This is a genomic window from Bradyrhizobium sp. HKCCYLRH1034, from assembly GCF_051168375.1.
Classification (GTDB): domain Bacteria; phylum Pseudomonadota; class Alphaproteobacteria; order Rhizobiales; family Xanthobacteraceae; genus Bradyrhizobium.
On sequence record NZ_JBNPUW010000005.1, the window covers coordinates 433,283 to 446,177 of the forward strand.

The 12,895-nt window shown below is 66.7% G+C and carries 10 protein-coding genes; 5 read left to right on the top strand and 5 right to left on the bottom strand.

Going from position 1 to position 12,895, the window contains the following annotated elements; translation table 11 throughout:
- The first annotated feature begins 252 nt into the window (after window positions 1-252).
- Together ACQR0W_RS14850 and ACQR0W_RS14855 are read left to right on the top strand one after the other, a co-directional pair.
- Window positions 253-2,310 (top strand): L,D-transpeptidase family protein, encoded by a 2,058-nt coding sequence (locus tag ACQR0W_RS14850; RefSeq protein ID WP_315826750.1) that lies wholly within the window; start codon window positions 253-255, stop codon window positions 2,308-2,310.
- Between the two features lie 271 nt (window positions 2,311-2,581).
- On the top strand, window positions 2,582-4,237 hold the full coding sequence (locus ACQR0W_RS14855) for a DUF882 domain-containing protein (protein WP_315826702.1): 1,656 nt from the start codon (window positions 2,582-2,584) through the stop codon (window positions 4,235-4,237).
- 168 nt (window positions 4,238-4,405) lie between these two features.
- On the opposite strand, the gene ACQR0W_RS14860 is transcribed toward ACQR0W_RS14855, so the two are convergent.
- Window positions 4,406-4,681, bottom strand: a complete 276-nt coding sequence (locus ACQR0W_RS14860; RefSeq protein ID WP_008961835.1) for a DUF2312 domain-containing protein — start codon at window positions 4,679-4,681, stop codon at window positions 4,406-4,408.
- A gap of 289 nt (window positions 4,682-4,970) precedes the next feature.
- The gene (locus tag ACQR0W_RS14865; protein WP_316187064.1) at window positions 4,971-5,273 is read right to left on the bottom strand and encodes a DUF1244 domain-containing protein; all 303 of its coding nucleotides are present in this window, start codon (window positions 5,271-5,273) and stop codon (window positions 4,971-4,973) included.
- Window positions 5,274-5,467: 194 nt separating this feature from the next.
- Between ACQR0W_RS14865 and ACQR0W_RS14870 the strand changes: the two genes are divergently transcribed.
- Window positions 5,468-6,064 carry a DUF1036 domain-containing protein gene (locus ACQR0W_RS14870; protein WP_315717570.1) on the top strand — a complete coding sequence of 199 codons (597 nt, stop codon included), beginning with the start codon at window positions 5,468-5,470 and terminating at the stop codon, window positions 6,062-6,064.
- Complete coding sequence (gene pyk, locus ACQR0W_RS14875; protein ID WP_316187063.1) at window positions 6,061-7,497, top strand: pyruvate kinase; 1,437 nt, start codon at window positions 6,061-6,063, stop codon at window positions 7,495-7,497. The genes ACQR0W_RS14870 and pyk overlap by 4 nt, the downstream gene beginning before the upstream one ends.
- Window positions 7,498-7,503: 6 nt before the next feature.
- Here the strand turns inward: pyk and ACQR0W_RS14880 are convergent, their stop codons facing one another.
- The 3 genes from ACQR0W_RS14880 to ACQR0W_RS14890 all read right to left on the bottom strand — a co-directional run bounded on the left by ACQR0W_RS14880 (window position 7,504) and on the right by ACQR0W_RS14890 (window position 11,305).
- Window positions 7,504-9,117: a glycosyltransferase family 87 protein gene (locus ACQR0W_RS14880; protein WP_316187062.1), complete on the bottom strand. Its 1,614-nt coding sequence runs from the start codon at window positions 9,115-9,117 to the stop codon at window positions 7,504-7,506.
- A 126-nt stretch (window positions 9,118-9,243) separates the two neighbouring features.
- Window positions 9,244-9,918, bottom strand: a complete 675-nt coding sequence (locus tag ACQR0W_RS14885) for a TetR/AcrR family transcriptional regulator (protein ID WP_316187061.1) — start codon at window positions 9,916-9,918, stop codon at window positions 9,244-9,246.
- 157 nt (window positions 9,919-10,075) lie between these two features.
- Window positions 10,076-11,305: a glycosyltransferase family 87 protein gene (locus tag ACQR0W_RS14890; protein ID WP_316187060.1), complete on the bottom strand. Its 1,230-nt coding sequence runs from the start codon at window positions 11,303-11,305 to the stop codon at window positions 10,076-10,078.
- Between the two features lie 178 nt (window positions 11,306-11,483).
- Here ACQR0W_RS14890 and ACQR0W_RS14895 point away from each other — a divergent pair, with 178 nt between their 5' ends.
- Window positions 11,484-12,689: an alpha/beta hydrolase family protein gene (locus ACQR0W_RS14895; protein ID WP_316187059.1), complete on the top strand. Its 1,206-nt coding sequence runs from the start codon at window positions 11,484-11,486 to the stop codon at window positions 12,687-12,689.
- Window positions 12,690-12,895 lie beyond the last annotated feature (206 nt).

The window sequence follows — 12,895 nt, forward strand, 5'->3', positions numbered from 1 at the left end:
TCGGTTTGGCCGGGGTTTCCCAAGAGTCAGTTTGTCGTGAGTTGTCCCGTGTGGCGCTGGCCGCAGAAGTGGGGCTTGAGTATCGTTTGGGCGTGAATCATTGCGTGCAGACGTGAACCATCCTCACCGGCGGTACCGACGCCGAAGCTGGCAGATCGACCTTGTTACACCTGTTCCAGCCGGGACAGATCATCCGAGGGATTGACGATGCGAGATTGTGTGACCACCCGTGGCGGATATGACCGCGTGCTCATGGCTGTCGCGGCGACCTTCCTCGCGGTGTCCTCGACCTCTGCTTTCGCCCAGAGCGATCCGCCCCGCAGCAGCGCGGCCGAGCTCGCCATCGATGCTGCGATCCCGTTCCCCGAGCCGGCCAACGTGCCGCCACCGACCGCCAGCGACTTCAAACTCGACACCACCGCCACCGTGTCGCCCGACCCGGCCAAGGCGCCGGAGACGACGACCAAGCCGCTCGACTCTGCCGCGGCGCCTGCGGCCGATCCCGCCAAGACCATCGCCACGCCGCCTGCAGCAGCCCCTGCGACCGCGACAGTCCCAGAGCCGGTCAAGGCCGCCAGCACCGTTCCCGCCGCCGATCAGCCGGTTGCCGACCGTCTGCGCGACCTGATGGCGACCAAGGCGACAAGGTATTTCGACCGCAAGGCCGAACGCGCCGCCGTCGAGAAATTCTACACCGGCCGCGACTACGCGCCGATCTGGACCCAGGGCGGCAACCTGACGGCCGCCGCGAAGGGCGTCATCGCCCGTCTCAAGGATGCAGCGGCCGATGGCCTCAATCCCGGCGACTATCCGGTGCCGGACTTCGCGGCCGCAGCCTCCGCACCGGACGCACTGGCGGAGGCCGATCTCAGGCTCACCGAGAGCATGATGGACTACGCCCGCCAGGCGCAGAGCGGCCGCATGCACTGGTCGCAGGTCTCGGCGGACATCCAGTATCCCGAGCACCCGATCGACCCGAACGAGGTGCTGGCCAACGTCACCGGCGCCAAGGACGCCTCCGCGGCGCTGGAGAGCTACAACCCGCCGCACCGGCTCTACAAGCTCTTGAAGGCCAAGCTTGCCGAGCTGCGCGGCGTCACCGACGGCGCGCCCGTCATCATCGACGAAGGCCAGCCGCTGAAATACACCCCGGCCCGCGGCAAGAATGCGCAGGAAGCCGAGGCGCAGATGTCCGACCCGCGCGTGCCCAAGCTGCGCGCCAAGCTCGGTCTCACCGAGAATGCCGACGACATCCGCTACGACGCCAAGGTCGCCGCCGCCGTCCGCAAGTTCCAGGAGAGTGTCGACCTCAAGCCGACCGGGGTGCTCGACGACCGCACCGTGAAGGCGCTGAACACGCCCAAGCGTGACAAGCAGATCGATACGGTCCTCGTCAACATGGAGCGCTGGCGCTGGTTGCCGCGCGACCTCGGCGCGCCTGCGATCGGCGACGCCTATGTGATCCTCAACATTCCCGACTACACGCTGAAGGTGATGCAACACGGCGCGCAGGTGTGGACCACCCGCGTGGTGACCGGCAAGCCCGGGCAGCATGCGACGCCGCTGCTCAGCGAGACGATGAAGTTCATCACGGTCAATCCGACCTGGAACGTGCCGCCGTCGATCATCTACAACGAGTATCTGCCGGCGCTGCAGCAGGACCCGACCGTGCTGGACCGCATGGGCCTGCGGCTGGAGCGCGCGCGCGACGGCTCGATCCACATCTCGCAGCCGCCGGGCGAGGCCAACGCGCTCGGCCGCATCCGCTTCAACTTCCCGAACAAGTTCCTGGTCTATCAGCACGACACGCCGGACAAGAACCTGTTCGCCCGTGACGAGCGCGCCTTCAGCCACGGCTGCATGCGCGTGCAGTATCCGGATCAGTACGCGTCGGTGCTGCTCAACATCACCATGCCGAACGAGCGCTACACGCCAGAGCGCATCCGCAGCATGTACGGCCGGAGCGAGATCGACCTGAAATTCCCGACGCCGATCCCGGTCAACATCACCTACCAGACCGCCTTCGTCGACGATGCCGGCAAGCTGCAATTCCGCAAGGACATCTATGGCCGCGACGCCACCATGATCGCGATCCTGAAGAACAACCGCGGCAAGGATCTCGAGAACGTCGTCGCCCACGCCCAACCCAGCTACGCGCGTCCGAAGGGGGCGCTGCCGAACTCGGTCAGCCTCAGCGACAACAGCTTCTCCTCCGGCCCGAACTTCTTCGAGCGTCTGTTCGGTGGCGGTGGCCCGCCGACGCCGCCGGCGCCGGTCGGCCGTCCTGCCCGGCGGGTCTTCACCCGCTGATCAGGCCGCCAATCACGGTCACAATTTCCGTTTGGAGATCAAAGGCCTCGCCGATCGGCGGGGCCTTTGCTTTAGGTTAACCACAAGGATCAACCAAGATTCGATGGCTCTTTTTCGCCACACTCAAGAGTATATGTTAAGGGTAATTGGGGGGCGGGCCGGTCAGTATCCCTTAACCATCCCGCCTTAGGTAAGCGTTTCCTCTCTCTTCCGCCGGACGGGCCGCAAGAGGGTAATCGAGTAAACGCTCGTCGACGGGGTGGGCTGCATCTTGCTGTCTGTTTTCGCGCGCCAATCTGTTTCGCTCACGAGGGCGGGTTGGAAGGCTGGATGCCAATGCGGGCTGGCGGCGCTGCTGCTGCTCATCGGCGCCGGCTCGGTGCATGACGCAGCGGCGCTGAATGAAACCCACACCCTCTCCTTCCACCACACCCATTCCGGCGAGGACCTGACGGTCACCTTCAAGCGCGAGGGCCGCTATGACGAAGACGCGCTGAAGAAGCTCAATCACTTCCTCCGCGACTGGCGTACCCAGGACGAGACGGTCATGGACCGCCGCCTGTTCGACATCCTCTGGGAAGTCTATCGCGACGTCGACGCCAAGCAGCCGATCCAGATCATCTCGTCGTACCGGTCGCCCGCCACCAATTCGATGCTGCGCCGTCGCTCGGCGCATTCCGGTGTGGCGCGGCACAGCCAGCACATGCTGGGCCACGCGATGGATTTCTACATTCCCAATGTGCCGCTGGAGCAGATCCGCTTCGCCGGCCTGCGCCTGCAGCGCGGCGGTGTCGGCTTCTATCCGACCTCCGGCTCGCCTTTCGTGCACCTCGACACCGGCAACATCCGGCACTGGCCGCGGATGACGGCTGACCAGCTTGCCCGCGTCTTCCCGGACGGAAAGACCGTTCACGTGCCGAGCAACGGCGTTCCGCTCAAGGGCTATGAGCTGGCGAAGGCCGAGATCGAGAAACGCGGCAATGGCGATGACGCGTCGTCCAGCCGCCCCAACCTGTTTGCACGGCTGTTCCGCGGTCGTCCGAGCGAGGATGACGACGAGTCTGGCGAGAGCGAGAGCAAGGCCGACGCCAAACCGGTCCAAACCGCGGCACTCGCCGCCAAGCCGGCTGACAAGAGCTCCGACAAGGACAGCCGGACCGCCGAGCGAGCGGTGGACAGCAAAGCCGCCACCGCGCGTGGCAAGATCGCCAATGCGCTGCAGTTGGCCTCCGCGGATGCGCAATCTGCCGCTCAGCCCGTGGCGACCAGGCCCGAGACGAAGTCCGAAACGACGGGCGCTGTCGGCAGCAAATCCAGGGACGGCGCGCCGCAGAGCGTCGCCGACATCATCAATTCGCGCGGCTTCTGGGGTGACAATCCTGGGACGCCGAAGCAGGCAACCCCCGAGCAGGTTGCCGCGATCACGGCGCGCCGTGCGCTGTCGTCGATCGATCAGCAACAGACGGCGAGCCTGATGCAGGCCATGGCCTTCGCGCCCCCGGCCTCCTCTCCGCTCGATCGCGCCAATGCCGCCTCCACGACCGCCATCCCGGTGCGAAACTCCCGCCCGGCGACCCGCAGCGTCACGCCGGCGCCGGAGCCCGCCCCGGTGGCCGCGAAGAACGGGCAAGGTCAGGACGGCGCCATCACGATGGCGACGCGAATCTCCGCGGCCAAGGGCCCCGATTCGACCTGGATGCGGGCCATCATGCTGACGCCGAGCGCATCGTCATCGATGTCCGTGACGAAAATGGGCGAGGTCGACCTCACCGTGATGCGCAGCTATTTCGTCAAGCCGCAGGTCGCGCTGACGATGAGCTTCGCCGCCGAGCCGACGCCGGGACTGAGCTATGACCAGTTCACAGGGCCGGCGATCATCAAGCTCGAAACCAAATCCTTCGCCATGCGCGCCGCAGCCTTGCGCTGACGCCGAGGCGGCCGGCTTCGTCGTTCTCCTCAGCATTGACGCGTTTGGAGTGCGGCGTCGATCGCCGCAGCACGCGCATGCCGCCGGCGCGCCGAGCCGAATCGCGAGAAAGCGAATGCCCCGTCAGGGGCCGGCGGAGGTCTCCTGCTGGTGAGCGAGGCCGGCTGCTCAGATCATCCCGAGCGCCTGCATATAGGTCTCGAGGATGCTTTCCTCTTCCTGGCGCTCGTTCGGGTCCTGCTTGCGCAGCCGGATGATCGTGCGCAGCGCCTTGACGTCGAAGCCATTGCCCTTGCTCTCGGCGTAGACGTCCTTGATGTCTTCGGAGATCGCCTTCTTCTCCTCCTCGAGACGCTCGATCCGCTCGATGATCGACTTGAGCTGGTCTACGGCAAAGCGGGTCGCGGGCGAGTCGTCGTCCTTCGCGGCGGCGGAGGTGGCCATCTGATACTCCTGAGTGGAACTCTGTGTCCAAGGAAGGCGCCAAAGGGCGCTGCGTGTTCGCCGCGACCCTCAAATCTGGCGTGCCCTGCGTCAAGGCGACATCGACCTCATCCACAGAGCGCCCACATCTTGTTGGCCTGCGCAGCGTCAAGCCCGCGCAAGCCGCCCGCGCCACTTGTGTTTCGTCGCCATCGCGCGCAGCACCCGATTCGCCGTTCGAAGCCCCTGCCAAGTCTGGACTCGCGCGCGCAGGGCAACACAGCGCGTCTCCTGCGCGCTCCTTCCGGATTCAGTGGCCCGGATGCGCCTTCTTGAACGCTTCGTGCTGCTCGGCGCTCGCCTCGCGCTGGTACTTCCCCTTCCATTGCTCGTAGGGCATGCCATAGACCGCCTCGCGGCTCTCGTCCCTGGTCATTGGCGCCCCCTGGGCGTCGGCGGCGTCCTTCAGCCAGTTGGAGAGGCAGTTGCGGCAGAAGCCTGCCAGGTTCATCAGATCGATGTTCTGAACGTCGGTTCTGGTCCGCAGATGCTCGACGAGCCGGCGAAAGGCGGCGGCTTCGAGCTCGGTCCGGGTGGTGCTGTCCATCGTCATCTCTTTGTTCCCTGTTCCGCGCCGTGACGGATGTCTGCTATATAATGAGGCTTCGTCGCAGATTTGGCCATATCGCAGCACCGTCAGGAGGAGCGAGGCGCTGGATCGCAGCGGCTTCGCACGAGATCGTCATGGCGTTGATGGCCGCAGCCAAGCCCAGCGACATCGTTCAACGGTTGATATAGCGTCGCGCAATGATCCCGAAAATCTCCTCTCTCTTGCATCGCAATCCCTTCCGCCCCGGTTACGGACTGCTTTCGCTGCTTGGGTTGGCCGCGCTCTGCCTGTGGTCGTCCCCGGCGGCCGCCGATTTTCGGCTCTGCAACAACACCTCCAGCCGGGTCGGGATCGCCCTCGGCTACAAGGACGCCGAAGGCTGGACCACGGAAGGCTGGTGGAACGTGTCGTCACGCAGCTGCGAGACGCTGCTCAAGGGCACGCTGGTGGCGCGCTATTATTACATCTATGCGCTGGACTATGACCGCGGCGGTGAATGGTCGGGACAGGCCTTCATGTGCTCGCGTGACAAGGAATTCACCATCAAGGGCACCGACAATTGCCTGGCCCGAGGCTTCGACCGCACCGGCTTCTTCGAGGTCGACACCGGCGACCAGCGCGCCTGGACCGTGCAGCTCACGGAGGCCAATGAGCAGCCGGCGCAGCAGCGCGTTCCGGGTATCCCGGGCACGCTCGGGCCCGGAGGCAACGTCCCCGGCCTGCCGAATGGGCCGCAGGGCACGCCGCCGGCGGCCGCGCCGGCCCTGCCGCCAGGGCAAGCACCCAAGCCATGAGGCGGCTGCGACGCATCAAGATCCTCGCCACGCTCGGTCCCGCCTCCTCGGACAGCACGATGATTCGCAAGCTGTTCGAGGCCGGAGCCGACATCTTCAGGATCAACATGAGCCACACCTCGCACGACAAGTTGCGGGAGCTGGTGGCCACGATCCGCAGCGTGGAGGCGAGCTACGGCCGCCCGATCGGCATTCTGGTCGACCTCCAGGGCCCGAAGCTCAGGCTCGGCACCTTCGCCGAGGGCCCGGTTCAGCTCAACAACGGCCAGAGCTTCGTGCTCGATTCGGACAAGACGCCGGGCGATGTGACGCGGGTCCACCTGCCGCATCCGGAAATCCTGGCCGCCCTGCAGCCGGGACATGCGCTGCTGCTGGATGACGGCAAGGTGCGGCTGATCGCCGAGGAGACCTCGCCGACCCGCGCCGTCACCCGGGTCGTGATCGGCGGCAGGATGTCCGACCGCAAGGGCGTGAGCCTGCCGGACACCGACCTGCCGGTCTCGGCGATGACGCCGAAGGACCGCGCCGACCTCGATGCAGCCTTGAACGTCGGCATCGACTGGATCGCGCTGTCCTTCGTGCAGCGCGCGGACGACGTGCTGGAAGCCAAGAAGATCATCCGCGGCCGCGCCGCGGTGATGTCCAAGATCGAGAAGCCGCAGGCGATCGACCGGCTCAACGACATCGTCGATGTCTCCGATGCCTTGATGGTGGCGCGCGGCGATCTCGGCGTCGAGCTGCCGCTGGAGCGCGTGCCCGGACTGCAGAAGCAGATGACCCGGCTGGCGCGCCGCGCCGGCAAGCCGGTGGTGGTGGCGACGCAGATGCTGGAATCGATGATCCAGTCGCCGGTGCCGACCCGCGCCGAGGTCTCCGACGTCGCCACCGCCGTCTATGAAGGCGCCGACGCCATCATGCTGTCGGCCGAGTCGGCCGCCGGCAAATATCCGGTAGAGGCGGTGTCGACCATGAACCGCATCGGCGAGGAGGTCGAGCGCGACGTGGTCTACCGCTCCGTGATCGCGGCTCAACGGCCGGAGCCGGAATCGACGGCGGGCGACGCCATCGCCGAAGCCGCGCGGCGGATTGCGGAGAATCTCGATCTACCCACCATCATCTGCTGGACCTCGTCAGGCTCCACCGCCATCCGTGTCGCGCGCGAGCGGCCGAAGCCGCCGGTGGTCGCGATCACGCCCAACCTGGCGACCGGGCGCCGCTTGTCGGTCGTCTGGGGCGTGCACTGCGTGGTGGCCGAGGACGCGCGCGACCAGGACGACATGGTCGAGCGCGCCGGCTCGATTGCCTTCCGCGACGGCTTCGTCCGCGCCGGACAGCGCGTCATCATCGTCGCGGGCGTGCCGCTCGGCACGCCCGGCACCACGAACATGGTGCGGATCGCCTATGTCGGGCCGTCGAGCGACGCCCATATCTGAGACGACCTATTGGGTCGTATCGATCGCGCCCAATCCGGCCGTGGACGGGGGCTTGAGCCGCGCGAGCACCGGACAGGCCTCGATGGCAATGCCGGCGGCGCCAGGAATGCGCTCGCAGCCACGCGACGCATCGATCTGGAGGTCGTAGTCGGCGAGCACCTCGAGCCGCGGCGGGTTGTCGGCCGGGCTTCTGGACAGATACAGCGCCCATACGCCTCCCGGCAGCGGGTTGGCCAGGCCGTTGCGAACCCGGCGGTCAAGCACGCCGCTAGGCACGATCGGCACCACGAGCTCGGACAACTGATAGACGCGCGAGCCCTGTGGCAGGAACGACGTGACGTAGCCGAGCGGCTTCTGCAGCAGCAGGAATGTCGCCGGACGCTGCAGGTTGGCCGCGAGCTGCGGCCGATAGGGGTCCGACCACGACCGCCGCATCCAGTCGGTCGGCTGCGACGCCAGCGCGATGCCGAGCGCGGCCATCACCGTGACGGCTTGCGTCATCCGCCGCGACGGTGACACGTCCAGGCCAGAGCCCGCCTGCCAGGAATCGATCAGGCGGATGAGCAGCAGGACGATCAGCGGCGCCGACAACAGCTCGAGCGGCATCAGATAGCGTTGGATCGAGAAGGCCAGCATCCACAGGACGTAGCTGAGCCAGAAGAAGATCAGGAGGCGACGCTCGCGCAGCGGCAGCACCTCGCGCCGCCGCCACAGGCCGGTGACGATCAGCGCGACGAGCAGCACGATGACGATGGCGAAGCGCGGATCGCGGAACGGCCATTCCGACGAGGGATGCTTGCCGATCACCCAATAGAATGGATAGGCGAGCGCATCGAGCAGTCCCTGCGGCATGAAGCGCGTATCGACGATCGAGGCCTGCGGCGCTTCGGGCGAACGGAAGATCGTGTTGTAGAACGGAAACAGCGGGCTGCCGTAGTCGCGCGCCATCTTCAGCGCCCACGGCCCCGCGGTCACGATCGCGCCGGCCGCACTGCCGGCCCCGAACGCGACGATCGCGCGCCACGGCCGCGCCACCAGCAGCAGCGACACGCCCGCTCCGACCAGAAACGTCGCATTGGTGAGCTTCAATCCCGTGGCCGCGCCGATCAGCAGGCCCGCGGCGACGAAACGGCGGCCGCGCTCATCGTCCTCCCCGAAGATCAGCGCGATGCCGGCGAGGATCGGAATGGTCGTCAGAATGTCGGCGAAGCTGGTGCCGACCTCGGACAGCGCCATCGGACTGAGGGCGGCGATGATGAGCGCGGCGCCGAGCGTGAACGCGTCAGCCGCGCGCCCGAGCAGCACGCGCGCGACCCAATAGACCAGCGCGAGATTGAGGCCGTGCAGCGCGCCCAGCGCGACGCCCCACCACGGCGCCTCGAGCCCGTGGCGGACCGCGTAAGGCAGCAGGTAGATCAGCGGATTGAGGAAGCTCTGAAAGCCGCCGGGCGCCACATCGACATCGAAGCGGCCGTGCAGCAGCGCGAAGCCGGCATAGTCGTGATAGTTCTGCCAGTCCCAGTTGATATCCTCGCCGGCGAGATACGCATAGACGGCGCCGGCGGCGGCCGATCCGGCGATGACGAGGCGCGTCGCCAGAGGGTTGCGTGCAATCGACATCGTCCGAGGAGGCACCTGGAGTGAGGCAAGGGCGGCCTTCTCGCGGCGCGCCAGCCCCCACCATCGCCGCGACGGGTGAATCCTTGCTTAAGCGCGGCCTTGCCCGACAGGCATGGGTGACGCGGACTACGCGCCGACCAGGCTCCTGACCGGCAGCACGGCCTGCACGACGAGACCGCGCGCACGCGCATCCATGACGCCGACCGCGCGCAGCGCCAGCAGGGTGACCGCCTGAACCGTGTCACGGAGTTTGGCAGGGTCGTCGGGATTCTCGGTCGCCAGCGGCCCCACCAGCGCCTCGTGCAGCGCGCCGAGCAGCGCGGTCGCGGCCAACTGGGTGTCCTGCGCCGGAAGGTGGCCGGCACGGACGGCCGCGTCGATCCGCGAGGCGATCTCGCCGACGATCTCGCGGCGGCTCGCGATCCGTGGCGCCGTCACGTCGACGTCGACCGGCTCGGCCAAGATGCCCCAGGCGAGCTTGCGCTGCGACAGGATGTGCACAGCCACCGTGGAAACCGCGGCAGCCAGGGCTGAGGACGGCCCAGGCGCCGCATCGGCGGCGCGCCGCACGGCAGCGAGCTCGTCGCGCGAGACTTCCGCGATCAGCTCCGAGATCAGATCGGCCTTGGAAGGAAAGTAGCGATAGACGGTGCCGGCTGCGACATTGGCCCGGATCGCCACCGGGGCGATCTGGACGGCCGACATGCCGCCTTCCGCGGCGGTTTCGCGCGCGGCTGCCAGAATCGCACTGCGGCGGGCCGCCAGCCGCTTCACGACCTGATGGGTTCGCCGATAGACCATGGCGTTTCTCGTCCCGGACGCGCTCGTCCAGGGCACCCGGCGAACGCTGGTTCAGTGTTTTTGGAGGATCGACCTCACAAATGGCTGGGAAGAACTGAACACTTGTTCACGCGATAAGACAAGAGAAATCATGACCCTGTGCCGCGTGATCGATACGTCAGGCGTGCGCGAGCGCCATGCCGGCGGGCACCGGCCGCCGACGCCACCACGAGCCGGCGCGCGCCAGCACCAAGCCGGCCATGATCAGATTGGCGGCGAGCCCAAGCGGAATCCCGGACAGCATGAACGTGATCTGAAGCGCCGCGATGCCGCCGAGCGCGGGCAGCTCGTAGCGGCGAAAGCCCTCGGCGAGGCCGATCCGCACCAGCCACGCCACGGCGATGGCCTGAACCATCATGTCGTACATGAACAGATAAGGCGTCGTCAGCAGCAGTCCGACGGCCAGCGCGGCCGCCTTCAGAGCATAGCGCACAGGGCTGCGCCACAGCATCACCAGCACGACCGCAACGGCCGCGGTCAGCACCCATTGGAAGGTCCAGCCGAGCGCTTCCGAGCCGCCGAAATAGCGCACCAGCGAAAACAGACTCTGCAGCTTCCACCAGGTCGCCTTGCCCTCGGTCAGGAACGCCTGCGAGAACATCGGCAGCCAATGGAAGAAGGCCTGCCAACTCTCCAACCCGAAGGCGAGCCATGACAGCAGCGCCAGCACGATGGCGGTGACGCTCGCAGAGATGAAGGCTGTCCAGCGCTGGGTGGCGATCAGCACGATCGGGAAGAGCAGGCCATATTGCGGCTTGTAGGTCAGCAGGCCGAGACAGATCCCCGCCAGCACCGGCCGCACCGGCAGCAGATAGAGTGTGCCGCCGACGAGCGCGGCGGTGAGGCATCCGTTCTGCCCGACCAGCGCGTTCGAGAACAGGGCCGGAAAGCCGGCTGCGAGCAGCAAGCCGAAGCCGCGGCCGACGATCGCGCGCATCGCGAGCGCATAGGGAACGAAGCTGGCATAGACCCAGCCGACAAAGGCGAGCGTGTAGGGAAACTGCGCCAGGAACGCCGCGACGAACAGGAATGGCGGCGGGTAGTGCCAGGCGAAGTAGCCCGGAAAATCCTGCCGCAGCAGAGCGAGCTCGACCTGGCGCTGCACGTCCCAGTCCCAGGCCAGGGCCGGATGTCCCTGCAGCGCGAGCTTGCCGGCCGCCCAGACATTGACGAAGTCCGTGGGAATGCCGAGCCCGGCCTGGTCCCAGATCCAGGTGCCCGACCACAGTCCGGCCGGGAAGAAGGAGGCGTTGATGCAGGCGAGCGCAAAGCAGGCCGCGAACAGGCCGAGCGGAACGTCACGACGCTGCGATGGGATCGCGGCGGCGGCATCAGGATTGTCGGCCATCTGGACCTCGCCCCGCGCTGCATGGATGCATTCCCGATCGAGACATAGGCGCGGACGCTTGAAGAAGGCTTAAGCGCGGGCAACGGCGCGCGACCACGGGCGCCGCACCGATTGTTTACTCGTAATCTGTATCGCAGGGGTCCGAATGCAACCAACGGCGGCAGGCCGGGGAGATCCCATGTTCGTTTATCGCGCTCTCATCGCCCTGCTCGTTTGCATGATCTGGCCGGTAACCAGCCGCGCCCAGGACAAGGGTCCTACCCATGTCTCCTCCGACGTCAGCTATGAATATCTGGCCCGCTGGGACGTCGCCCGGCTGAACACCATCCTCACCGTCGACACGTCGAAATTCGCGGGCGTTTCGGTGACCTACACCCCGGCCCGCAACGCCGTCCGGCTCTATCGCGTCACCTATGCGTCCGTCATCCCCGAGCGCGGCAACAAGCCGATCACGGCGAGCGGCCTGCTCGCGGTGCCCGAGACCGGCGAGACCAGCCTGCCGATGGTGTCCTATCAGCACGGCACGGTGTACGGGAAGCAGGAGGTGCCGTCGTTTCCGGAGCAGTCGCCCGAGACCCAGCTGATGATCGCGCAGTTCGCAGGACAAGGCTATCTGCTGATCGGCGCCGACTATTTCGGGATGGGCATCTCGACCGAGCCAGAAGGCTACATGGTGAAGGCCAGCCATCAGCAGGCCACCTACGACATGCTGCGGGCGAGCCGCGCGGTGCTCGACCAGATGAAGCTGACGAGCGCCAGGCTCGACATCGCCGGCTGGTCGCAAGGCGGCTTCGTGACCATGGCCTTTCTCGAGAAGCTCGAAAGCGCCGGCGTGCCGGTGACGGCGGCGGCGACCGCGAGCGCCCCTGTCGACGTGTCCGTGGCGCTCAACGGCTTCCTCAGCTTCCCGCGCAAGGACGACGCCGCCTGGGTCAATTCGCTGTTCATCCTGTCGGCGTTCGCGTTCGAGAACTACTATGCGGTGCCGGGGCTGGCGCGCTCGGTGATCAGCGACAGCTACTACGATGTGGCGCGCAAGGCCTATGAGCGCGAGCCCTTCAACGTCGCCGACGTCCCGACCGATCTGCACAAGCTGCTCAAGCCCGACTATTTCGATGCGGAGTATTTCGCGGCGTCGGCCTACGGCCGCCTGGTCGCGCAGACGCAGGCCTATCGCTGGATCATCAAGACGCCGGTGCGCAACTATTACGGTGAGACCGACGAGGCGATCTCGACCGGTCTCGGCCGCCTGGCGATGACCTACCAGCAGGCGATCGGGGCCGGTAACAGCAAGGTCGAGGCGGTGTCGACGGGACCGACCAGCCATCGCGGCACGTTCGCGACCGCCGTCCCGCAGTGGAAGGCCTGGTTCGACAAGCCGTAATGCGCGCGGCGCCGCTGGATGCGGTCCGCGGCGCAGCACCCCATCAACGAAAGACGTGACAAACAGAACGCGCGCCCACCGCGCGCGAATCGAACTGCCGCCGGCCCGACTCCGAACAAACGAAAAGCCCGGCTGCAAGCCGGGCCTGTCGTTTCTCTTAATCTTCCGGATCAGACGGGCTGACCGCCGGATGTCCGTTGCATATC